Here is a 22,198-nt window from a genome sequence, read left to right as displayed (position 1 = left end):
TTTATAGATCCCATTATGGTGATTCAAATGGATGAAAATGCCCCAATAAAGGTTTACATGACTAAAAAGTTGATAGGGGTAAGGCCAGATAATACTATCCAAGAAGCCTGTAAGATAATGGTAGAATTTGATATTGGGTCTCTGGTTGTCATAGACCAACATGAAAAAGTTATAGGATTTTTTACAAAGAGCGACATTATAAGAAGAGTTATCGTTCCAGGTTTGGCTTATACGACCCCCGTAACGGAGATCATGACAAAGGATTTAATTACGGTAGATGCAAATACTCCACTAAAAGAAGTATTGAAAATAATGGCAGCAAAGAGAATAAAACACATGCTCATTAAAGAAGAAGGGAAAGTTGTTGGTATTTTTACCCTCAGTGATCTTCTTGAAGCCAGTAGAAGAAAACTCGAAACAGCTATCTCGGTAGAGTGATAAACATGATTAAGATAGCTCACATAAGCGACACTCACATAACAAGCGGGGAAGCTTACAAAGGATACGCCTATGACTTAATAGTTAATGAAGTAAATACACTAGATTACGACCTGGTTGTTCACACAGGCGATGTTACAAACGAGGGATTAAGAGAAGAATACGAACGAGCGAGTTATGAATTAAAAAAGATACAAAAACCCCTTATAGTGCTACCTGGCAATCATGATGCCAGAAATGTTGGATATGAGCTCTTCCAAAAGTACATTGGTGCATTGAATGGTGTATATGAGTGGAAAGATTTAGTCATAATATGGGTGGATTCAACAATCCCAGACTTGAATAATGGAAGAATAGGAGGATACAAATTCCAATGGCTTAAGGAAAAGCTTGAGGAATACTCACACAAGAAGTTTAAAATAGTCGCTTCCCATCATCATCTTGTCCCGCTTCCCGATACTGGGAGAGAACGAAACGTTCTTTTTAATGCGGGTGATGTCCTAGATCTGCTCCTTAAACACGAGGTTAACCTTTACATTTGTGGACACAAACATGTCCCTAACATTTATAGGGTAGAAGGTCTTGTAGTGGCAAACTCCGGATGTACCTCCTGTAGAAAAACTAGAAAAGGAGATGTAAACAGTTATAATATAATTAAAATAAGAGAAGATGGCAAAATTTCTGTAGCGACAAAAAGAGTGACTGGAGATATTCATAAGAGAGAGTTTAAGATAAAGAAACAACGAATTTTCATACCAAAGAGAAGAAGACTATTCAGGATTATTCAGATGAGTGAAAGCAATGTCTCAGATAGAGTATACTTTAGAGAGAGAGTCTTCAAAAATGCTATACGGGCCATTAATGAGAGATATAAGCCAGATCTGGTAATCCACTGTGGAGATATGGTGGATATTGGTATCGAAAGATATTATTCAAAAGCTCACGAACTCTGGGAAAAGATAAAGCCCGAGAAACTTCTAGTCCCTGGACATAATGACATAACCCATTTAGGTTATGAGTTATTTAGGGAATACTTTGAAGAGCCAAAAATCTTGGAAAAGGGCAATTTTATCTTTATTCCCATTATATCAGTCCAATACGAGACGCCTATAGGAGTTGTTGGAAGAATAGGTCAAAAAATCCTTAGAGAACACCTGAGAGAATATGAAGAGAAGTTCCGAGTTGTTGTCATGCATCATAACATAACACCGATACCAAAAAGCAGAGAAATAGGGTTTTTAGAAGATGGCGGAAATGTCCTAAAGATACTTACTGAGGAGGATACAAACTTGGTCCTCACAGGTCATGGAGGAAATAGTCTAGGAATAAAAGTCGAAGAAACACCAATAATAAACGCCGGTTCAATAAGCTGGGAATTACATAGAAACCCCTTTGGTAACTCTTTCAATATAATAGACATCTACGAGGACATGGTAGCGGCCTTTGAAATCCAAGCTACCTGGGGATCCAGAAAACTCTTGGGCTTATGGAAAATAAAAACAAAAGTACCATGGAATTAACCGAAGAATGCACCCATCATATCCATCTGCTCTTCACTAAACCCCTTGACCTTAAATTCTGGCATCTTATCAATGAGCTCTTCATATTTTTCTTCATCAATTTTCTTTGCTTTTCCATCTTTTACATAGAATATTTGCGCACCGGTCTCTGACTTGTAAGCAACTAGGAACTCACTTGTTTCGATGTTCTCAAAACTTACAAATATTGCGTTTCCACCAGTATAGGGCTTCTTACACTTAAACGGAAAGCTCGCTGAATTGAGCATGGCATCCCCAAGAGCAAAGTTTGCCTTTTTGCCATTTATCTCAGTCCAAAAAGGCGTACCCTCAAAGTCTCCCTCCACAACTACGAGGGTTTTTTGTCCATCGAATTCTATAACCGGAGCACCTTTTTTCTCAAGTATATCAAAAAGTCCTTCAATCGTCTCAGCATTTTTCAAACTTGCAACAAATCCTTCAACTTTCATCTCAAAGCCTCCATTTTTCTTTACAAGCAAAATAAACAAAAGGCTTTATAATTATTCCTCTTCTTCTATAAACTCCCCTTCCTCCCCTTTCTCATTGGAGAGCTCCCTTAAACGGTCAATACCAGAACCAACTGCTATAAGTATATCTCCTTCTTCAATAACTTCATCCTTGGAAGGGTTGTAAATATACCGGCTACCTCTTTTTATAGCAATCAACTTGACTCCAACCTTTGTAGGAAGTTTAAGCTGTTTTAAGGCTTTTCCAATTAATATTGATCCTTTGTTAACCTTTACCCTGCCTATCTCTTCGTCAACATCATGCATTATTTTTCTTATTACTGGGTGTGGTTCAACATCCCTAAGTACTAGGTCTGATATTTCATAAGCAGAGTCTGATATCTGTTCATTTATATTTGCCATTTCTATTATACTCAAAAGTTTTTCAGGGTCTTCTTCATACTTGGCAGCCTTTAAAGCCAACTTCTTAACCTTCAATGTAAGCTCATCCATCCTCTCCTCAAGAATATAAACCTCATCGGCAATGTCCTCACTGTTATACATAACTGATGAAAATGCAAGATCGACCATAAGAGAGGAAAGATTTTTCATCTCTATAAGACAGTCTCTAATCTCTTCAAGTTCTTTCATCACCAATCACCCTAATAATCCCTCTCGCAATCTCCTTAAGATGTTCTACCGATGTGTGAGTTCCCCTTCCAATGAGCACGTCATTTGGTTTTATCTTAAACTCTTTATCAGGAGCAAATATCCATCTCTTTCCTCTTTTAACGGCTATTACCCAAACTCCAGTGTTAGTTGCAAGATCAAGTTCTCCTAGGGTTTTTCCTACAAGAATCGAGTCAGGAAAAACTAATATCTTAGTTATAACCTCTTCACTCTCCATAATAGCTTCTGTAATAACGGGATGAAGAGCAACACCTTCTAGGACCATTTTGGCTAAATCTCCAGCAGCATTGGAAATATCTTCTATTGAATTGGCCATTTGTAAAACAGAGGTTATCTGTTCTGCTTCCTTTGGATTTCTTGCAGCTAAAACCGCATGGGTCATTAAGTGATAATTTAGGAGATCCATTCTTTCCTCGAGGTCCAGCACTTCTTCAGCTATCTCTTTATCTCCAAAGAGAATTGCTGTATACGCAAGGTCAACCATGAGTTCAACAATGTTTTTCATCTCTATGAAGATTTCTTTAACGCTTTTGGGTTGATATTCAAATTCCTCGAATTCTTCCATCTACCAATCCCACCTGTTCTTATCTCATATTCCATTTTCTTTTAAGGTTTTCCTCCCTCTAGACAATTAAATGAGCAACTCCTACAGTAAAAAGGGTTGAAAAGATATCCGCCAGAGTAGTTATAGTAGGAACAGTGGCATTATCGGGATCCAAGCCCAATTTATCAAAACTTATTGCAAGGAAGTATCCTATAAACATGTTAATCAAAACTAACAACGGATAAAGAGCTATAAATGGAAATACGAGCCCTACATCCTTTCCTAAACTGAGCCTTACTACCAAAATTCCCACAAGATTCATTAGAAAGGCTATGAAAAAGCTTGTAATGAAATACACAAATATATCCAGTAATGAATCCTTGTTAAAAAGCCCTTCTATCTCGCCAAGATGAAGTTTTGTAGATGTTTTTGCCCCAATAATCGATCCATAGTTTCCTGCAGTCCCAAGTATTGCTGGATACATAACGCTAAATATAACCGATGCATATATAACTTCACTATAAGCTTCAAGCAAACCACCAGAAACACTTGACAACAATGCCAAACTTCCTATTACACCCAGAATTTCTCTAACCATCCTCTTTTCTTCCTTCTCAAGTTTAAGGACAAATAACATGAAAATCAGAAATACAATTCCCACTATCACTAAACTATCGAAAATTAATGGGAGTTCTTCATAAAGTAAGATAAACAGTACTAAAAATGGCATTGTAACAAGATCCCCTGCTGAGGTTACCAGAGGAGCTGCAACTGTATCAGGGTCAATACCTTTTTTAAATGGTATGACTGTGGCAGCTGCTGTAGCATATCCCATTATCAGGCTCACGAAGATAGTAGAAGTTACCACTATTAAAAGCACGACAATCCCAGATGTAGTTTCTTGGACTTTGAGAACTCCTACAAACCATAGAATAAGTACTGGGAGGAGAGAGAGTAATATACTCAAGAAAATATTTTTTACAACATTCTTATCTTTCAAATGAGGTGTCATTTCACCAAGGTGCAACATTGTAGTAAATCGAGAGGCCATTGCACCAAAAATATTTCCTCTTAATCCCATAAGACCAGGGAGAATTACAAAAATTATTGGATAACTCAACATGATTTTCTCAAAGAACCTACCCAAAAAAGCCCCTGCAAAGAAATCCATAAATAAACATGTTACCAAAGCTGGAATAGCACCTATCCAAGCATCTCTGAACCTTTCTGAGAGATCTCTCCCAAGGACTACTTGGAGGTTTCTCATACTCGTCACCTCTCATCTTCGCTCCCTCCCTGCTATTCACGTCTACTCTGCCAAGTAAATCTCCAAAAAATCCTATAAAAAGGTTTTGGTAACTCTAACTCAAGAAAAAGGCCATAAAAAGGAAGGAATAAAAGATAAAAGACTTATTCAAACTGAAACGGTGATATATAATCACCATACTTTTCTTTCGCCTCAAGCAGTCTCTGTTTTTCTTCCTCAAGGATTTTAAAGAGATCCTCTGGTATATTACCTATCTCTTTGTAAATCTTTTCAATTCTCTCGATTTTTGCTAAAAACTCTGGCACTCTTATAGTAAACTGACGCTCATAATCTTCTCTCCGATATTCCTTGTTAAGAACTTCTTTAAAGAGTTTTTTCAAGTCTTCATACTTAGGAATGTATCCAACGGGAGTTTTTATTGCATCCACATCCTCATGGACTCTAAGCTCCATCCACTTAAGCCATACTGCCTTGTCAAGTTTGTGATTAAGCCAGTTGCCATTTTTATCCCTTAAGAAATAATTCACAGCAAATATCTTGGGTTTGACCCTCAATTTTTTCTCAAACTCAAGGTAGTTCTTTAGGTAGTCTCCGATATGAACGCTCAAGAAGTCAAGAATTGCCATTGGATTAAATGCCCTAACCCCTTCCTTCCCGAGTGTTGCTGCTGTTGTCTCACTTTCCAAAGCAGCACCCATTGTTATGACACCATGAGCCCAATCAAAGGACTCCCTTACTGGAGGCCATGTATCTGCATCCCTTCCTCCAAAGATCATGCCACCAACCCTAACACCACACGGAGCTTCCAAAGCTTCTAAATCAGCATTTGGAAAAGCTTCTAAGCTTACAGTAAAGCGAGCGTTCTTGTGACTTGGTGGGATCTCATTGCCCTCTGGGTCTTTCTTTCCTCTCCACCATTTACCACTATGATTTTCTCCTTCATCAGGTATTGGTATACCCATTTCATTCCAGTAAGGTTTTCCATCTTTAACAAGTACATTAGAGAAAATTATCTCGTTTGGTGAGTGAAGAACTTCCCAAATTATTGGGTCATCTTCCTGATTAACTCCCTGAATTATTCCAAAAACACCCTTCTCGACGTTTGCACCTCTTGCTTCTCCTTTCATGTCCACTATGAATGTTAAATCATCCCCCACTATGTTCTCCCATGAGATCATAGCGGTTGAAGTTTTACCACACATTGATGGGTATGCTCCAGTAAAGTAAGTCTTTCTCCCATTAGGACCATTTACACGCATTAAGAACATATGTTCACTTAGCCACCCTTCTTCAACAGCCCTCTTTATCGTTAAACGAAAAGCAAGCTTCTTTAAGCCTATAGTATTTCCACCATATTGTGTATTTGCAGAATAAACAGTTTCACCCTCAAGATCTATGTAAACCCTTCTTTTATCTATGTTCTTACTGGTCTTCCTCTCATCGAGTTCTCCTGCTGAGTGTACAAACTTTAGAAATTTAGCTTCCCTTCCCAAGCGCCTAAACTCTTCATAACCCTTTCTGTAAAGTATAAACTCACTATGAGCAACATAAGCAGAATCTGTAAGTTGAACCGCTGGAATGGTAAAAACTGAATTCTTAGGCCCAAGAACAAAGAAACACACAAAGAGCTCTTTACCCTTTGCGATATCTTTCATTATCTCATGTATTTCCCTAAGGCCCTCCTCTCTATTCATAGTATTTATAAAAGGTATCTCTACACCCTTAGGGACCAATATTTTAGTCCTAGCTTTGTCCCTTGCCTGATCATAATAACCATCGTAGTGAACGGTATGACCTTCCATAACAAGGGGATTTTCTTCCCCATATTCGAGAGCCTTTCTCCTTATGTACACTTCATCTTCTTTTGAATCAGTACAAACAAAGACTTTTGCAGGATTTAAGAGCTTAATGTATTTTGCTAAAAATTCGTGAAGCTCAGGATTGTCAATCGCTCTAATTTTTTCAAACTGTTCTGGTTCAAGCTTTTCCTTTAGATAATCTATGGGGTCCATTTACACCACCGTAAAAGTTTTACATTCGAAAATTAAAAAGGTTTCTCAAAAATCGCGGTATAACGTACCAAAAATTATATTAACTGGGACTCCTCAATTCTTATGGTGCAAAAAGTATGCAAGCAGTGATTTTAGCGGGCGGAAAAGGCACAAGGCTGCTTCCTTTGACAGTTTACCGCCCCAAACCCATGATCCCATTTTTCAATAAATCCATGATGGAATACGTAGTAAAAGCGCTAACAAATGCTGGAGTGGAAGAGATCTTCGTACTCGTAGGTTACCTCAAAAAACGGATCACAAATTATTTCGGAGATGGTAGTGATTTCGGAGTTGAAATACATTATTCAAATGGAGAAAATATAAAACTCGGAACTGCAGGTGCTACAAAAAAAGTTGTAAACAAAATAGAGGATACTTTTATTGTTGCCTCGAGTGACGTGCTAACCAACATTAACATAAATGCCCTTTATGAGTATCATAAGAAAAAAAAGGCTCTGGCTACCATTGCTTTATCTCGTGTTGAAGATCCCAGCCAATATGGAATTGCTATTGTAGATTCTGATAACAGAATACTGAGATTCAAAGAAAAACCTGAGCCTGAAGAGGCTTTTAGCAATTTGGTAAATGCAGGTATCTACGTTTTTGAACCAGAAGCTTTTGATTCAGTTCCCAAAGGAGAAAACTTCGATTTTTCTCTGAATCTATTTCCAAAGATGCTGGAAGAAAACCTCCCTCTTTACGGGTTTCCCTTTGAGGAATACTGGAACGACGTAGGAAGGCCATCAAGCTACCTCCAAGCAACAGCGGACGTTTTTCTAGGAAGACTTAAGCTCTCCCAAGTAAGAACAGAATCGCTTAAGGGAAATCTAGAATATGGTGGGCCGCTCTACAGCGGAATAAGATGTCAAATAAGACGACCAGAGGTAAGAGGATTTGCAGTTTTAGGAGATAATGTTAAAATAGGGAGAAACGTTAAAATAGAACGTTCAGTTATATTCTCAAATGTGACTATAGAAGAGGGAGCAGAGATTTATGAAGCAATCATAGGAGAAAACGTTCATATTGGAAAAGGTGTAATTATTGAAAGTGGGAGTGTTGTTGGCGATAACTCTGTGATTGAAGAATTCACAAAGATTGGAGCCAATGTAAAAATTTGGGCCGAATCAAGAATTGGAAAAGAAAGTATAGTACTCCCTGATTGAGGTGGTTGTGATGGAAATTTATAGGTCTGAGGAATTCAATCCAGAAGAACTTGCCCTGCTCGGAAGGGCCATTGGAACAGTCGCTCAAGGAACTATAATAGTAGGAAGAGACGGAAGAGCAATTTCAAGGTACGGGAAAAGAGCCTTAGTAGTTGGAATAGTTAGTACAGGTTCAGCTACAATGGATGTAAGGCTGATTCCCCTCATAGTTCTTAAAGACTTTGCTCATAAACGTGGCCTACCCCTTGTATATATTTATTACTACAATGGAGTGAGAGTTGAGATTAGTGGATTCGACCCCGACGAAATAAATGCTTTATTAAAGACAAAGAAGTTTATAGAGGCTCATCCTAATGATATCGGAGCTACCGTTTATTACCCAAATGCCTTGGATGATTTTCTCCAAGACATCTTCAAGCACTACAACTTCACTATAGAAGGAAAAGCCTTAATCGATTGTATGAATACTCCCGCAGTGCTTTTATTTCCTCAGCTAAATGAACACTTAAGGTTTGAAACAGAGCTCCTTAATGATATGATGACCAGCTACTTACCACCTAAACCAAAAGAAGTTTATTTACAAAAACTTAAAAAAGGAGATTACACTTTTGGACTTCGTTTCCGTCCTGATGGATATGTAGAGTTTCATAAGGATGGGGAAGAAAAAGAATTCGGAAGTATGTGGAGACTACTAGATCACATGAAGAAAGTCCTTTAATAGGGAAATCAGTCGGAGGTGCACTCATGGGAATGTTTATAGTCCTAGAAGGCATAGACGGCGCTGGAAAATCAACACAAGCTAAGATGCTTGCAAACTGGTTTGAAGAGAGAGGGTATGAAGTTGTACTTACAAAAGAGCCAACTGACACAGCCTTTGGTAAGTTGATTCGACGTTTGGTATTAACAGGAGGAAAAGAGGGTATAATTGATGGTGCTAGAATAAGTAAAGAAGCTGAGGCTCTACTTTTTGCTGCTGACAGAGCAGAGCATGTTAAAAAACTCATAGAACCTGCATTAAATGCCGGGAAAGTTGTTATTTCGGATAGATATTTCTACTCATCCCTTGCTTATCAATGGGCAAGAGGTCTGGACTTAAATTGGCTTATTAACTTGAATGGGTTTGCTCCCCGTGCTGACCTAGTTATACTACTAGACTTGCCCGTTAAGGAGAGTATAAAGAGAATAAATGGAAGAAGCATAAGATCCGAATTCGATAAAATCGTAGAACTACAAAAGAAAGTCAGAGAGAACTATTTGAAACTTGCAGAGAAGTTTAATGAGATAAGGATAATTAATGCCCTTGCTCCTGTAGAAGACATCCACAATGACATCACCGCCCTTGTAGAGCACGAACTCTTTGAAAATCCAAAAAAGTAAATCCAAAATCCTAAACCTTTTAACTCCCTTTTCTTTAAAATAATTGGCCGATGACGAACGTTAGCCACTCTGATAAGATGAAGAAAAGAGGGTTAGCTGAGGCCTTTCTAGATTGTACTAATTCAACATCCCGATTCTTATGGATTACAATGTTTCAGAAAGAAAGAGGTAAGCTGCATTCATGTCCCTTTATGCTCATCAAAGATGTATTTGTGCTTTCTTGTGCCCAAACTTGCTTAACTGCACTTTCTCGGAAAGCTTATATAGACTTTTACCGATAGGAAAGTCGGTGATTGTAAAAATGCTTGATTATTTCTTCACTCCAAAAAGCATAGCAGTGCTTGGAGCATCAAATGATCCACTCAAGCTCGGTTATGAGATCTTCAAGAATCTCAAGGGGTATGGAGGGAAAGTATATCCCATCAATATAAAAGAAGAAACCGTTCAGGGAGTCAAAGCTTACAAAAATGTCAAAGACATTCCAGAAAACGTTGATTTAGCAGTTATAGTTGTCCCAAGGAGATTCGTCAAACAAGCACTCATTGATTGTGGCGAGAAAGGTGTTAAAGGAGCTATCATAATTACGGCTGGTTTTGGAGAAATGGGCGAAGAAGGTAAAAGAGAAGAAAGAGAACTCGTAGAGATAGCACACAAATATGGAATGAGAATAATCGGGCCCAATTGTGTCGGTGTAATGGACACTCACAGCAACATGAATGCTACATTTATCATGAATGCAAAAAAAGGAAGTGTGGCCTTTGTTTCACAGAGTGGTGCTTTAGGAGCTGGGATAGTCTACAAGACTATCAAAGAAGATATCGGATTCTCAAAGTTTATAAGCGTTGGAAATATGGCTGACGTTGATTTCGCAGATTTGATGGAATATCTAGCCGAAGATAATAATAGCAAGGCAATAGCCCTTTATATTGAAGGAGTAAAGAATGGGAAACGATTTATGGAGATAGCAAAGAAAGTGAGCAAAAAGAAACCAATAATAGCCTTAAAAGCTGGAAAAAGTGAGAGTGGAGCAAGAGCAGCGTCTTCCCACACTGGTTCACTTGCAGGAAGTTATGCCATCTACGAGGCTGCCTTTATGCAGAGTGGAGTTCTTGTAGCTGAAACCATAGATGACCTACTTAGTATGGCAAGGGCCTTTACTCAGCCTCTACCAAAAGGTAAGAAAGTAGCAATAATGACCAACGCTGGTGGTCCCGGGGTTCTAACTGCTGATCAGCTCGATAAACGTGGACTTAAGCTGGCCAATTTAAAAGAAGAAACAATGGAAAAGCTTAGGGAATTTTTACCCCCAATGGCAGCTGTTAAAAATCCTGTTGACATGATAGCAAGTGCAAGAGGAGAAGATTATTATAAAACAGCTAAACTTCTTTTAGAGGACGATAATGTTGATATGCTCGTGGCAATTTGTGTTGTTCCAACTTTTGCTGGAATGACCCCCACAGAGCATGCAGAAGGTATTGTAAAAGCTGTAAAGGAAGTCAACAATGGAAAACCTGTTTTAGCACTCTTTATGGCTGGATACGTTAGTGAGAAAGCTAGAGAACTCCTAGAAAAGGAGGGTATTCCAGCATATGAAAGACCAGAAGATGTTGGTTCCGCAGCATATGCTTTGGCTGCTTTTGCAGAGAGAAATTTGGAGGTGTAATTAATGGCTAAGGTTAGTGATATAGTCTTATGGGATAAGCCTGGAGAAAGAGTTCTCCTTTTAGGAAACCAAGCAATAGCCAGGGGTGCCTTGGAAGCTAACATAGCAGTCTATGCTGCTTATCCTGGAACTCCAAGTTCCGAACTTACAGACACCATGGCAATTGTAAGCAAAAAGGCAGGTGTTTACATGGAATATTCTACAAACGAAAAAGTAGCCTTTGAAACGGCCCTAGCTGCAGCATGGAGTGGCCTTAGAGCCATGACAGCAATGAAGCACGTTGGATTAAACGTAGCTGCCGATACTTTCATGAGTGCTGTTGGAATGGGTGTTGAAGGTGGATTCGTTATAATGGTTGCTGATGATCCAAGTATGTGGTCTTCTCAGAACGAGCAAGACACTAGGGTTTATGCCAAATTCGCAAATGTCCCTGTTCTTGAGCCAATAAGTCCCAATGAGGCTAAAGAAATGACAAAATACGCTTTTGAACTCAGTGAAAAGTTCAAACACTTTGTGATTTTAAGAACAACTACAAGAACCTCCCACGCAAGAGGAGATGTAGTTTTAGGAGAGCTTCCAGAGGAGATAAAACAAGGAAAGAGAAAGTTCGGCAAGTTTAAGAAGGATTCAAGTAGATTTGTTGATGTCCCTTCAAATGCAAGGAAGTTCCATCCACAAATCCTCGAGAAAATTGAGGAAATCAGAGAAGAATTAAACAATTGTCCATTCAACTGGATAGAGGGCAAAGGAGACGCTAAAGTCGGCATAATAGCCCCAGGATTGAGCTATGCGTATGTAAAAGAGGCCCTAGCATGGTTAGGAATCGAAGATGTAAAGATCCTCAAACTAGGAACACCATTTCCCGTCCCTTACGGTCTCCTTGAGAAGTTCTTTGAAGGGTTAGAGAGGGTATTAATAGTCGAAGAACTTGAACCAGTTGTAGAAGAGCAAGTGAAAACATGGGCCTTTGATAAAAAGCTCAACATAGAAATAAAGGGCAAAGAACTTGTCCCAAGAATCTATGAAATGACCACTAGAAGAGCTGTAACAGCTATAGCAGAATTCCTCGGTCTTGAAACACCAATAAACTTCGAGGAACTCGATGAAAAATATGAGAAGGTTAAACCATTGCTCCCACCACGACCACCTTCACTCTGTCCAGCATGTCCACATAGAAACAGCTTCTACGCGATAAAGAAAGCAACAGGCGGAAAAGCAATATACCCAAGCGATATTGGATGTTATACTCTCGGTCTTCTACCGCCACTCAAGACAGTGGACACTACAGTAGCTATGGGTGCTTCAATAGGGATAGCTCATGGTTTGAGCATAGCCCAAAATGGGAGCCTAAGCGAGGAGCAACAAGGCCCAGAAAAGCAAATAATTGTGGGCACTATTGGTGATTCAACGTTCTACCACACTGGACTGCCAGCGTTAGCAAATGCCATATACAACCGTTCTAATGTCCTTATTGTAATCCTTGATAACCTCGTCACTGCAATGACTGGCGACCAGCCAAACCCAAGTACTGGACAAACACCACACGGCATGGGTAAGAGAATACCAATAGAAGACGTGGCTAAGGCCATGGGTGCCGACTTTGTTGCTGTAGTTGACCCATACGATATCAAGGCAACTTATGAGACTGTAAAGAAGGCTCTAGAAGTCGAAGGTGTTAGTGTCATTGTCTCCAGACAGATCTGTGCCCTCCACAGAATTGGACAAATGAGGAGAAGAGGAGAGAAGTGGCCAATTTACTACGTAAACGAGGACAAGTGTACTGGCTGTAGGATATGTATCAATGCTTATGGATGTCCAGCAATTTACTGGGACGAAGAGAAAAGACAAGCGAGAGTCGAGCCTACAATGTGCTGGGGATGTGGAGGTTGTGCCCAGGTATGCCCATTTGGGGCTTTTGAGCCTATGAAGGAGGGAGAACAATGAAAGAATATAACATTGTCATCACAGGAGTTGGTGGCCAAGGAGTATTAACGGCGGCCAACATTCTCGGATGGGCTGCACTCCATGCAGGCTATAAAGTGAGACTTGGTGAAGTTCACGGAATGAGCCAAAGATTCGGAAGTGTAATAAGTTATGTACGCTTTGGTGAAGACGTTTATGGTTCTATGGTTCCTGAAGGAAAAGCAGATGTGATGCTCTCCTTTGAACCAGTGGAGGCGCTTAGATACGTCAACTACCTTAAAGAAGGAGGAATGGTGGTTGTAAACACAAAACCCATAGTTCCCGTTCAAGTTTCAATGGGAATGGCAAACTATCCAAGCCTTGAAGAGATAAGAAAAGTCTTTGAAGAAGAATTCAAGGCAAAATGGATTGGATTTAACGCAGAAGAGCTAGCAGAACAAGCAGGACATGTGGTTACAACAAACACGGTCCTAATCGGAGCTTTAACTCAAATACCCGAGTTTCCACTTGACGCAGAACACGTTAGAGAGGTCATAAAGATAAGCGTTCCACCTAAAGCCGTTGACATCAATATGAAGGCCTTCGACCTTGGAATAAAAGCTGCAAAAGAAATATTAGGGCTTTAGGCTCTTTCTTTATACTTTGTATTTTTCACCTTTTCTAAAAAAGTGGAAGAATACCCCCAGCAATCTTAGACTTCCAATCTTTTAACCGCCCAATTATAAAGCACTACCGCAATTATGAGGGTGCCGAGTGTTGCCAGACTTAACCACAGGACATCGGGCATTATCTCACTCACTGGTCTGTGGTAAATCTCCAAAAGTCGGAAGTCCTTTAAAGCCCTTCCAAGAGGGAAGTAGTTCACTATGGGCTTTGCCCATTTTGGAAGAGCACTTTCCGGGACAACTATACCCGCCAGAAAGAGCAGGGGCATTGATATAAAGTTCACTACTGCTGTTGTTGACCTTATGCTCCTCGTCCCCATAGCTATTGCTAAGCCAAGGCTCATGGAAAAGAGCGACGCGATGAATATTATGAGCCATCCCAAGGTGCTCGGCACTATGGTTTCGCCGAAAACTGCTTTGGCATAAACCAAGCCAACAACTATACTGATCATTATAACTAAAAATGTGGAGAGCATCTTTCCCATCAGAAAGTCCCACGCGGTAGCAGGCGAAGCAACTATTCTTCTAAGAGTTCCCTTTTCAATCTCCTCCAGCGTGCCAGACCCTACGGTGAGCATTGTGGCAAAGAGGAATTGAATCCCTATGAAGCTTGTTATGTAGAACTGTATCGGCGTTGCTGTTTTGCCTTCCACCTCTTTTTCCTCTATCACAATGGGCTCAGCGCTCGCGAGCATGTACTCTTTGATCGTCTCTGTGGTGAGATTATACCTTGCAATAAGCTCTTTTGGAAGGTAGGACTCCATATATTCGAGCTGCATCTCAATGTTTCTGCGCTTCATCTCCTTCTCCACCTCTCCAAAAAAGCCTTTAACAACCCCGCTTACTATTTGATAATCTTGGGGATCACTTTTATCAAAGTAGAGGTAAATTCTCGCCTGCTTACCGCTTGTGAGGTTTGTTCCAAACCCTTTGGGAAAAACTACAACGGCATCTATCTTTCCGCTTTTGAGAGCTTCAACAGCACTGGTTTCGTCTTTAAACTCGAGGACGTTGAAGAGGTTTGTCTCCTCAAGTGTTACGTTTCTCATTATCTCAATTATATCATAAGCTGTAAATGGGGCGCTTTCGTTTGTGTAAACAACTCCAACGTCTACACTAATCGGTGGACTCTCACCGCCCCACATTGTTCCAAAGAGAGTAATCCACATGAGCGGAAATATGAATATCCAAAAGAGGGCCATCTTTTCTCTGCGGAGCTCTTTTAAATCCTTTAGGATTATGCCCTTAATGACCCTAAACTTCATCCAAAGCTCTCCCTGTTAGTTTTAAAAAGACATCTTCCAGAGTGGGCTCCTCCACCTTAATGGCCTTTATCTCGCTTCCGGCAGATATTAAAAGCTCAACAATCTTCGGTAAAGCTTCCCTCGAGTTCTTCACATGAATCCTGAGAGTCCCGCTTTTCTCAATAAACCTTGGGAATATCTCTCCAATTCCTTCGACTCCTTTTAGAATCCCCTCTACTTGAATAATGCTTTCCTCTCCTATTAAGGCTTTCAGCTCATCCGCTGTACCGACAGCAACAACTCTTCCTTCATTCATTATCGCTATCCTATCAGCTAACGCCTCGGCCTCCTCCATATAATGTGTGGCAAGGAGTATTGTTTTCCCTTCACGTTTAAAGCCTTTTATAATCTCCCAGAGCTGTCTCCTTGAGGGAACATCTAAACCTGTTGAAGGCTCATCCAAAATCAAGATTTTGGGCTCATATAACAGAGAGATAGCCAAATTTAAACGCCTCTTAAATCCTCCGCTCAATTCCCTAGCTTTTTTCTTAGCTGGCAGATCAAAACGTTTAATGAGCTCTTTGATCCTTTCTTTAGGCGCATCGTAGAGATCTGCATAGAAAGCAAGGTTTTCCTCAACAGTCAGGAGATCATAAGAAATACTTTCCTGAGGAACATAACCTATTAAACGCGCTGTTTTCTTACTTAACTTCTTTCCAAATACTTCAATATCCCCACTGTCAAACTTCAGACCCTCTGCCAAAATTCTTATGAGCGTTGTTTTACCAGCGCCATTTGGCCCAAGAAGGGCAAATATTTCACTTTCTTTAATTTCTAAGTTTATCCCCTTCAACGCTAAAAAATCTCCATAACTTTTCATTAGATTTTTGATTCTAATAGCTGACATCAATGCACCCAATACTCCAACAACCAATAGATATTTAAAGATTATCATTTATCTTTGTAGAAAATAGAAAGTGCTTATTATTGATATTTTAGTTAATATTTATTGTATTTACAAAAACACACAAGTAATTCTTAGTGAGTATTTAGAAAAAACGGGAATATTACCACCCTATAGGTTATGCATAAACTTATAATGCACTAAAGTTCAATCAATTTGTAGTCAACTGGTTAATTTGTCCATTCTAAAACACACCATCAAGAGAAACGCTCCACATCACTGAGTTAAATACCCCACCATTCACCCTGTATCTCCCTAACCTCTCCAACAACTTTAATTGTTCCATATTTTGGGGAAATATTCTCAAGTTCAGGATTCCCTTCGAGATAACCCCCAATAAAAGCAGGGAATCCCTTTCTTAAGCCCACACTGTATCCTCCTTCAAGAATAACGGCTAGACTAAACCTTGAAAGCGAAGCCCCAGCAAAATGATAAAATCTCTCACTCAGCTCTATCGTAGCTAAACCATCCCCTTTAAAGGCATCAAAGCCCGCTGAGACTACGAGAATCTTTGGCTTGATATTCTCTAAAATAGGAAGGACTATTTCCTGCCAAACGAAGATGTAATCATCATCTTTTGAATAGTGCGGCATTGGGAGATTTATCTTACCTTTTGAAAGCCTCGCCTTTGGGACGGGATGTGGTGAACTGTCCGAGTGAACCTTTAAACCACCGAAACTTTTTTAAACTTGTCAACGTAACCAAGTCCTGAAGAGGCCACTTAAGAACAACTCCATGAGGAGTTTCATCGTGTCCCTCCATCATCGGAGGGAAGACGCCGTTAGGCGTCCTTTCAGAACTGTCGTTGGGGCGGTTGAAACTTGAAGTGATAACCCCGAGCCGCTTTGCGGTAGGGGTAACGGGCCGAAGACCCGGCCCGCGGGCTGAACTGAAAGGGGCAACCCGAGTAAGTGATGGGCCCGCAAACCGAACCGCTCATGGCGAGGGGTTAATCCTCACCCTTCAGGGCGGGGAGGAGGTCAGTTCCTTCTGCACCCTTTCCACCAATTTCATATATATTGCCACTCCCTGGATAGATTCCCCCTTCATGAAGATCTATATGAATAATATCTCCATCGTCCCAGAATATATCCTGAGTACCATTGCCGTGATGAACGTCAAAATCAATTATAACAACCTTCCCAACTTTTTCTTTTAGCGTTAATGCCGCTCCTGCAGCATTATTAAATATGCAAAAACCAAGGGTAGGTGCACCAAGGGCTCTTCCCTTTTTCCCTGCATGATGTCCTGGAGGCCTAACCAAAGCCAAATAGACGTCCTTCTTTTTGAGTGCGAGCTTTGCCACTTCCATAGATGCTCCAAAAGCTGTGAGGGCTGCTTCCCATGTGTGCGGAGAAACGTATGTATCCGGGTCTACAAAAGAGAATCCCCTCTCAGAAAGGCCCTGTATCTTTTTAACGTATTCATTTGAGTGAACTTTTAAAATATCATTCATCCCTGCCATAGGAGGTTGCTCAACATTAATCCAGAGAGCATGTTCTTTAAGTCCTTCAATTACAAGTTCAAGCCTTTTTGGATTTTCAGGATGATAGCCCTCGGGTTTATGATCCTTAAAGACCTCGGAATAAAAAATTCTCATGTTCCCTCCCTTAGAAAAGTGGAAAAAAGATTAGAATTCCTCTTCTTCAATAAGCCCATATTTATCAAGCTCGTGAAGAAGCTTTCTAACGGCCTCCCATGCATCATGTTCACTTTTTGCACCACTACAAACGATCTTTCCAGAGCTAAAGAGTAGTATAACTGCTTTAGGATCTTTAACACGATAGATGACGCCCGGGAACTGTTCGGGCTCATATTCACAGTTGGGCAACACAAGAGCAACAGCATCAAGATTAAACTCCATCTTAAGATCGCCGCTAAACACCATATTTTGAATATCTATTTCAGGAGCCCTGCTGAATTTAGTCCCGATTTTTGAAAGCATTTCAACGAGTTTGGAAACCGCTGCTTGGATATCATCAACGCTTTTTGCCCCAGTTACAACAAGTTTTCCAGAACTAAATACCAGAAGAGCAACCTTTGGCTCATCAAAACGGCATATTATCCCTGGGAATTCCTCCGGATTATACTTTGAATGGGGACATATCTCTATAACTTTCTCAAGGTCTAGTGAAGCAAAAAGATCCACTGAAGCGACGATATTCTCTATTCTAAGCTCCACATTGCTCATGTCAACCAAGTTTTGCACCTCCTTAAGCTGGGTTTAAAAACCCTTTTATAAATAACTCCACTGGGGTTTTTAAAGTTTAGCTGACAAAAATTAAAAGAAATTCAAGTACCCCCATTAAGACTTCTATCTTAACGCTCTCAAAAAACTTTAAGTAGTTTGACTCAGGTTATTTTTTAGGTGAAAACCATGCTAGTAGAGATGCTCAGAGAAATAACTCAAATCCCGGGTATATCGGGATATGAAGATGAAGTAAGGGCAAAGTTGATTGAATGGATAGAACCATACGCCAATTACAAAGTAGACACAATAGGAAACCTTATCGTAGAGCTTGGAGAGGGTGAAGAGAAAGCCATTTTTATGGCACATATGGATGAGATAGGGCTCTTAATCACAAGTATAACAAAAAATGGAAAACTTAAGTTTAGAAAAATTGGCGGGATAGATGACAGACTTTTATTAGGTAGGCATGTAGAGCTTGTAACCGAAAAAGGAAAGCTTGATGGAGTAATAGGAGTTACTCCAGTCCATCTGAACTTAGAGAGAAAGTTTGAGACTCTTCCATGGCATGCTTTAGAAATAGACATTGGAGCAGAATCAAAAGAAGAGGCCCTTGAAATGGGAGTTAAAGTACTGGATTTTGCCGTTTTTAAGAAGCACTTTAGCGTCTTGAACAAGAAATACGTGGTTACAAGATCATTGGATGATAGATTTGGTGTCATTGCCCTTGTAGAGGCAATAAAAAATTTAGTCGATCATGATTTAGATGGTAAGTACATCTTTGCATTCACAGTTCAGGAAGAAATTGGTCTTAAAGGTGCAAAATTCCTAGCAAATACTCACTCCCCCAAGTATGCTATAGCCGTAGATTCCTTTGCGTGCTGCTCATTCCTAACCGGAGATGTAAAATTAGGGGAAGGAGCAGTTATAAGGGCCGTTGACAATTCAGCCATATACACTCCTTCTTTAGCAAGAAAGGCCCTTGAGATAGCACAGAAGAACAACATTCCTATACAGATTGGTGTTACTGGAGGAGGAACCGATGCATCAGTATTCGAAACTAAAAGCCAGACATTAGCCTTAAGCGTTCCTATAAGATATCTTCATAGTGAGACGGAAATGTTACACATAAGAGATTTAGAGGCCCTGATAAAACTAATTGAGGCATTAGCGTTTGAGCTTGAATAATGGAGGTGGTTAAGTGCTAAAATCCATTGGATATTTTGGTGTTGGAGTTTTCATAGGCATACTGGCTGCGTTATTCGGACTTGGGGGAGGCTTTTTAGTAGTTCCCACCCTGAATCTCCTAGGAGTTGAAATTCACCATGCCGTTGGTACTTCAAGCGCTGCTGTTGTTTTTACATCCCTAAGCTCCGCTATAGCCTACCACAGGCAGGGGAGAATACACCATAAGGCAGGTTTGCTTTTGGCAAGTACTGCTGTTATAGGGGCTTATATTGGGGCATGGATAACGAGTTACATCAGTGCAAGCCAGCTAAAAGTAATCTTTGGTGTTGTTCTCTTTCTAGTTGCAATAAGGATCTACCGCAAAAAGAGCAGAGAGCCTCATGAGGTAGATTTAACCCAAATACAGCTCGATTATAAGATAGTTCCTATCGGAGGGTTTATAGCAGGAATAGCCAGTGGACTGCTTGGGATAGGGGGTGGAGCAATAAACGTCCCATTTTTGACTTACATGGGGTTGCCAATCCACTATGCTGTAGCAACTTCAAGCTTTGCTATTGTGTTCACAGCCACAAGTGGGGCCTTGAAGCATTACATGCTTGGTAATGTCGAAGTAGAGTGGCTCCTCCTGCTTGTCCCAGGGTTAATAGTTGGAGCCCAATTGGGAGCAAGAATAGCAAAAAGAACAAAAGCAAGCAGTCTAACAAAAGCTTTTGCAGTAGTAATGGCATTCTTAGCAATTAGGATGGTTCTCAAGGGTCTTGGGTATCCTGTTCCTTGACTCTTATTCTTTATTAAGGGCAACAAAAGAGATTTAAAACGTTTTTATAAACCTCTTCCATGATCAGCTATCTCCTTGATTTCATCCTTGGGACTGCAATAGGCACGATCGCTGGCCTTTTTGGAATAGGTGGTGGATTTCTGATAGTACCATCCCTTATTTTTATGGGCCTACCCGTCCACACTGCCATTGGTACAAGTCTTAGCTGTATAGTAGTTAGCTCTTTTGCCTCAGCTTATACCCACGTTAGAAGAGGGAAAGTTCTTCTCAAAGTTGTGGCAATTAAGGAGGTCTTCTCAATACCAGCAGCTTTAATTGGGGCCTATATAACCATATATTTGGAAGAATCTCTTCTACAGACTGTCTTCTCGCTTCTCCTCTTTTATCTGGCATACAAAATGGCAACGGCCCCTTCAAGGGAGAACTCTGAAAAAGCTATGGATATAAAATATCAAAATATCCCGATAGTGGGTATACTTTCAGGTTTTATCTCTGGTCTCCTCGGGATAAGTGGAGGGATTTTGAACGTTCCCCTTTTCCACGTTCTTGTTGAAATTCCTGTTAGATACTCAATAGGTACTTCGAGTGTGGCCATCTTTTTCACAGCTCTAGCTGGAACTTATGGTCATTTCAAAGTAGGACACGTAAACATAGAAACAACACTCCTCTTAGCGCCTGGATTAATAGTTGGTGGATATCTGGGAGCAAAAGGTGCACATATCTTACATCCTGAGAAATTAAAACGATGGTTTGCTCTTATGCTGATTTTGATTGGAGTTAAAATGCTCCTCTAATCCTCAAATTTATTAAGTTTTGTTTCGTAATTAAAAAGGGAGCCTCGAAACATTTTGAAACTATCGTTTCATCGGGTTCCTAAAGTAGGATAAAATCATGATAATCCTGGTGAGGAACATGAAGTTTGGCGCTATCTGGCTCATCCTTATATTGGTGGGAGGTCTAATACCTATAAGCATCGCACAGAATCAACCCAATGATGAATACTTGGGAGAGCAGAACGAAGATACCATAGCCGGAGAGATAATAGATCAGTTAACTAAGCTCAGCAACTTTGTAGATGCAAAGGTAAAACCTATAGAAGACAAGTTGCCCCCAAAAGTTTTGGAAAACTACAAAAAGGCTGGAGACTTCAAGGAAAAAGCTCTCTCAGAATACCAAAACGGGAAATACATAGGAGCTATCCAAGACGCTTTAACTGCTATGAGATATTATAAAGAGGTTCTCAGAAGTTTAGAAGCAGTTAGAGAAACCCCAGAAGTATTAAAACAGCAAATAAGTGAAGAAAGTGCAAGGGTAATAGCATATTTTACCTACGTTGAAAAAGTAATAACAATAGCACAGAGGAAGGGGATAAACACAAAAAATTTAGAGAAAGCTTACGAAAGCACAAAAAGTTCCTACAATGAAGTTCTTGAGAACCTAAAGGCTGGAAATCTGGAAAATGCCAAAAACAGCTTGAAACGTGCCAGAGAGAACCGGATTGAGCTCGATAAGGAATTAAGAAAAGTTATTGCAGAGATCACATCTAAAAATGCTGAAACACTTGTAAGATCATTTCTAATAAAGACAAACCAGAGCCTTACAATCGCTGAGAAAGCTATAGAAGATGCAAAAACAAGAGGTTTAAACCCAGAAGAAGTTGAACGAGAAGTAAAAATGGTAAGAAGTGTTTATCTTCAAGTCGAAAGACTGGCGAAAGAGAAGAAATGGAAGGAAGCACTTCAGATAATTAGAGAGAATGCAGGCAAAATAGAGAGATTCTTCAGAGCAGTTGAGAATATTAGAAGAGAAAATGTAAACATAATGGGGATTATAGAGACCATGAAAGAGAGAATAAAAAGAGATGCCACCGCACTTGCTATTCTCAAGAACCAGGGGATAAACACTGCAAGAGCTGAGCTCCAGCTTAAGGGAGCCATTAACGAGCTCTTCATCTCAATAAATCTCCTTAAAAAGAATGACATAAACGGGGCCGCTTTTCATCTTCAAAGAGCCGATAAACTCCTCAAGGAAGTGGAAGAATTCATAAATGCGAATTCCTAAGGGGGTTGGG

General features: G+C 40.1%; 22 protein-coding genes. 12 read left to right on the top strand and 10 right to left on the bottom strand.

Translation table 11 applies throughout. The features are described 5' to 3' along the window. Positions 1 to 27 precede the first annotated feature (27 nt). Entirely contained in the window at positions 28 to 438 is a 411-nt protein-coding gene (locus K1720_RS03870) for a CBS domain-containing protein (protein WP_055280801.1), read from the top strand. Between the two features lie 5 nt (positions 439 to 443). Then, on the top strand, positions 444 to 1,958 hold the full coding sequence (locus K1720_RS03865) for a metallophosphoesterase family protein (protein ID WP_251950078.1): 1,515 nt from the start codon (positions 444 to 446) through the stop codon (positions 1,956 to 1,958). On the opposite strand, the gene K1720_RS03860 is transcribed toward K1720_RS03865, so the two are convergent. The 5 genes from K1720_RS03860 to K1720_RS03840 form a co-directional block, all read right to left on the bottom strand. Beyond that, entirely contained in the window at positions 1,955 to 2,425 is a 471-nt protein-coding gene (locus K1720_RS03860) for a hypothetical protein (protein ID WP_251950076.1), read from the bottom strand. The two genes, K1720_RS03865 and K1720_RS03860, sit on opposite strands and share 4 nt — an antisense overlap. Before the next feature lie 51 nt (positions 2,426 to 2,476). Then, the gene (locus tag K1720_RS03855; protein ID WP_251950074.1) at positions 2,477 to 3,073 is read right to left on the bottom strand and encodes a potassium channel family protein; all 597 of its coding nucleotides are present in this window, start codon (positions 3,071 to 3,073) and stop codon (positions 2,477 to 2,479) included. Further along, a complete protein-coding gene (locus K1720_RS03850; protein WP_251950072.1) occupies positions 3,060 to 3,677 on the bottom strand; it encodes a potassium channel family protein in 618 nt (205 codons plus the stop codon). The genes K1720_RS03855 and K1720_RS03850 overlap by 14 nt, the downstream gene beginning before the upstream one ends. Positions 3,678 to 3,735: 58 nt before the next feature. Beyond that, the gene (locus K1720_RS03845) at positions 3,736 to 4,923 is read right to left on the bottom strand and encodes a magnesium transporter (protein ID WP_251950071.1); all 1,188 of its coding nucleotides are present in this window, start codon (positions 4,921 to 4,923) and stop codon (positions 3,736 to 3,738) included. Positions 4,924 to 5,066: 143 nt separating this feature from the next. Continuing rightward, positions 5,067 to 6,935 carry a phosphoenolpyruvate carboxykinase (GTP) gene (locus K1720_RS03840; protein ID WP_251950069.1) on the bottom strand — a complete coding sequence of 623 codons (1,869 nt, stop codon included), beginning with the start codon at positions 6,933 to 6,935 and terminating at the stop codon, positions 5,067 to 5,069. A 116-nt stretch (positions 6,936 to 7,051) separates the two neighbouring features. Here K1720_RS03840 and K1720_RS03835 point away from each other — a divergent pair, with 116 nt between their 5' ends. The 6 genes from K1720_RS03835 to K1720_RS03810 all read left to right on the top strand — a co-directional run bounded on the left by K1720_RS03835 (position 7,052) and on the right by K1720_RS03810 (position 13,726). Continuing rightward, complete coding sequence (locus K1720_RS03835; protein WP_251950067.1) at positions 7,052 to 8,137, top strand: nucleotidyltransferase family protein; 1,086 nt, start codon at positions 7,052 to 7,054, stop codon at positions 8,135 to 8,137. Between the two features lie 10 nt (positions 8,138 to 8,147). Beyond that, positions 8,148 to 8,855 carry a phosphohexomutase domain-containing protein gene (locus tag K1720_RS03830; RefSeq protein ID WP_251950065.1) on the top strand — a complete coding sequence of 236 codons (708 nt, stop codon included), beginning with the start codon at positions 8,148 to 8,150 and terminating at the stop codon, positions 8,853 to 8,855. A 26-nt stretch (positions 8,856 to 8,881) separates the two neighbouring features. Next, the gene (tmk, locus tag K1720_RS03825; protein ID WP_251950063.1) at positions 8,882 to 9,514 is read left to right on the top strand and encodes a dTMP kinase; all 633 of its coding nucleotides are present in this window, start codon (positions 8,882 to 8,884) and stop codon (positions 9,512 to 9,514) included. 301 nt (positions 9,515 to 9,815) lie between these two features. Continuing rightward, entirely contained in the window at positions 9,816 to 11,177 is a 1,362-nt protein-coding gene (locus K1720_RS03820) for an acetate--CoA ligase family protein (RefSeq protein ID WP_251950490.1), read from the top strand. Between the two features lie 3 nt (positions 11,178 to 11,180). Further along, positions 11,181 to 13,121 carry an indolepyruvate ferredoxin oxidoreductase subunit alpha gene (gene iorA, locus K1720_RS03815; RefSeq protein ID WP_251950061.1) on the top strand — a complete coding sequence of 647 codons (1,941 nt, stop codon included), beginning with the start codon at positions 11,181 to 11,183 and terminating at the stop codon, positions 13,119 to 13,121. Continuing rightward, complete coding sequence (locus K1720_RS03810) at positions 13,118 to 13,726, top strand: indolepyruvate oxidoreductase subunit beta (RefSeq protein ID WP_251950059.1); 609 nt, start codon at positions 13,118 to 13,120, stop codon at positions 13,724 to 13,726. Before iorA ends, K1720_RS03810 begins: the two co-directional genes overlap by 4 nt. Before the next feature lie 65 nt (positions 13,727 to 13,791). Here K1720_RS03810 and K1720_RS03805 read toward each other — a convergent pair whose 3' ends face one another. The 5 genes from K1720_RS03805 to K1720_RS03785 all read right to left on the bottom strand — a co-directional run bounded on the left by K1720_RS03805 (position 13,792) and on the right by K1720_RS03785 (position 18,173). Beyond that, entirely contained in the window at positions 13,792 to 15,030 is a 1,239-nt protein-coding gene (locus K1720_RS03805; RefSeq protein ID WP_251950058.1) for an ABC transporter permease, read from the bottom strand. Then, positions 15,020 to 15,916 (bottom strand): ABC transporter ATP-binding protein, encoded by an 897-nt coding sequence (locus K1720_RS03800; protein ID WP_251950056.1) that lies wholly within the window; start codon positions 15,914 to 15,916, stop codon positions 15,020 to 15,022. Before K1720_RS03800 ends, K1720_RS03805 begins: the two co-directional genes overlap by 11 nt. A gap of 281 nt (positions 15,917 to 16,197) precedes the next feature. After that, positions 16,198 to 16,578 carry an arginase family protein gene (locus K1720_RS03795; protein ID WP_341480980.1) on the bottom strand — a complete coding sequence of 127 codons (381 nt, stop codon included), beginning with the start codon at positions 16,576 to 16,578 and terminating at the stop codon, positions 16,198 to 16,200. 344 nt (positions 16,579 to 16,922) lie between these two features. Beyond that, positions 16,923 to 17,573 (bottom strand): histone deacetylase family protein, encoded by a 651-nt coding sequence (locus tag K1720_RS03790; protein ID WP_341480975.1) that lies wholly within the window; start codon positions 17,571 to 17,573, stop codon positions 16,923 to 16,925. 30 nt (positions 17,574 to 17,603) lie between these two features. Further along, positions 17,604 to 18,173, bottom strand: coding sequence for a TATA-box-binding protein (locus tag K1720_RS03785; protein WP_055280817.1), 570 nt, complete (start codon positions 18,171 to 18,173; stop codon positions 17,604 to 17,606). A 177-nt stretch (positions 18,174 to 18,350) separates the two neighbouring features. Between K1720_RS03785 and K1720_RS03780 the strand changes: the two genes are divergently transcribed. The 4 genes from K1720_RS03780 to K1720_RS03765 all read left to right on the top strand — a co-directional run bounded on the left by K1720_RS03780 (position 18,351) and on the right by K1720_RS03765 (position 22,188). Beyond that, the gene (locus tag K1720_RS03780; RefSeq protein ID WP_251950487.1) at positions 18,351 to 19,349 is read left to right on the top strand and encodes a M42 family metallopeptidase; all 999 of its coding nucleotides are present in this window, start codon (positions 18,351 to 18,353) and stop codon (positions 19,347 to 19,349) included. A 13-nt stretch (positions 19,350 to 19,362) separates the two neighbouring features. After that, positions 19,363 to 20,127: a sulfite exporter TauE/SafE family protein gene (locus K1720_RS03775; RefSeq protein WP_251950054.1), complete on the top strand. Its 765-nt coding sequence runs from the start codon at positions 19,363 to 19,365 to the stop codon at positions 20,125 to 20,127. 59 nt (positions 20,128 to 20,186) lie between these two features. Beyond that, a complete protein-coding gene (locus tag K1720_RS03770; RefSeq protein WP_251950052.1) occupies positions 20,187 to 20,921 on the top strand; it encodes a sulfite exporter TauE/SafE family protein in 735 nt (244 codons plus the stop codon). 118 nt (positions 20,922 to 21,039) lie between these two features. Next, positions 21,040 to 22,188, top strand: a complete 1,149-nt coding sequence (locus K1720_RS03765) for a hypothetical protein (RefSeq protein WP_251950051.1) — start codon at positions 21,040 to 21,042, stop codon at positions 22,186 to 22,188. Positions 22,189 to 22,198: the final 10 nt, after the last annotated feature.

The sequence above is a fragment of the Thermococcus argininiproducens genome (assembly GCF_023746595.1).
Classification (GTDB): Archaea; Methanobacteriota_B; Thermococci; order Thermococcales; family Thermococcaceae; genus Thermococcus_A; species Thermococcus_A argininiproducens.
This window is presented reverse-complemented; position numbering and strand designations above follow the sequence as displayed.

Excerpts from the sequence above, each read along its gene's own strand:
- K1720_RS03810 (WP_251950059.1), top strand. The coding sequence starts at position 13,118 with ATGAAAGAATATAACATTGTCATCACAGGAGTTGGTGGCCAAGGAGTA.
- K1720_RS03865 (WP_251950078.1), top strand. The coding sequence starts at position 444 with ATGATTAAGATAGCTCACATAAGCGACACTCACATAACAAGCGGGGAA.
- tmk (WP_251950063.1), top strand. The coding sequence starts at position 8,882 with ATGGGAATGTTTATAGTCCTAGAAGGCATAGACGGCGCTGGAAAATCA.
- K1720_RS03790 (WP_341480975.1), bottom strand. The coding sequence starts at position 17,573 with ATGAGAATTTTTTATTCCGAGGTCTTTAAGGATCATAAACCCGAGGGC.
- K1720_RS03860 (WP_251950076.1), bottom strand. The coding sequence starts at position 2,425 with ATGAAAGTTGAAGGATTTGTTGCAAGTTTGAAAAATGCTGAGACGATT.
- iorA (WP_251950061.1), top strand. The coding sequence starts at position 11,181 with ATGGCTAAGGTTAGTGATATAGTCTTATGGGATAAGCCTGGAGAAAGA.
- K1720_RS03820 (WP_251950490.1), top strand. The coding sequence starts at position 9,816 with ATGCTTGATTATTTCTTCACTCCAAAAAGCATAGCAGTGCTTGGAGCA.
- K1720_RS03845 (WP_251950071.1), bottom strand. The coding sequence starts at position 4,923 with ATGAGAAACCTCCAAGTAGTCCTTGGGAGAGATCTCTCAGAAAGGTTC.
- K1720_RS03800 (WP_251950056.1), bottom strand. The coding sequence starts at position 15,916 with ATGTCAGCTATTAGAATCAAAAATCTAATGAAAAGTTATGGAGATTTT.
- K1720_RS03765 (WP_251950051.1), top strand. The coding sequence starts at position 21,040 with ATGAAGTTTGGCGCTATCTGGCTCATCCTTATATTGGTGGGAGGTCTA.
- K1720_RS03770 (WP_251950052.1), top strand. The coding sequence starts at position 20,187 with ATGATCAGCTATCTCCTTGATTTCATCCTTGGGACTGCAATAGGCACG.
- K1720_RS03840 (WP_251950069.1), bottom strand. The coding sequence starts at position 6,935 with ATGGACCCCATAGATTATCTAAAGGAAAAGCTTGAACCAGAACAGTTT.
- K1720_RS03835 (WP_251950067.1), top strand. The coding sequence starts at position 7,052 with ATGCAAGCAGTGATTTTAGCGGGCGGAAAAGGCACAAGGCTGCTTCCT.
- K1720_RS03830 (WP_251950065.1), top strand. The coding sequence starts at position 8,148 with ATGGAAATTTATAGGTCTGAGGAATTCAATCCAGAAGAACTTGCCCTG.
- K1720_RS03870 (WP_055280801.1), top strand. The coding sequence starts at position 28 with ATGGATGAAAATGCCCCAATAAAGGTTTACATGACTAAAAAGTTGATA.
- K1720_RS03780 (WP_251950487.1), top strand. The coding sequence starts at position 18,351 with ATGCTAGTAGAGATGCTCAGAGAAATAACTCAAATCCCGGGTATATCG.
- K1720_RS03805 (WP_251950058.1), bottom strand. The coding sequence starts at position 15,030 with ATGAAGTTTAGGGTCATTAAGGGCATAATCCTAAAGGATTTAAAAGAG.
- K1720_RS03855 (WP_251950074.1), bottom strand. The coding sequence starts at position 3,073 with ATGAAAGAACTTGAAGAGATTAGAGACTGTCTTATAGAGATGAAAAAT.
- K1720_RS03850 (WP_251950072.1), bottom strand. The coding sequence starts at position 3,677 with ATGGAAGAATTCGAGGAATTTGAATATCAACCCAAAAGCGTTAAAGAA.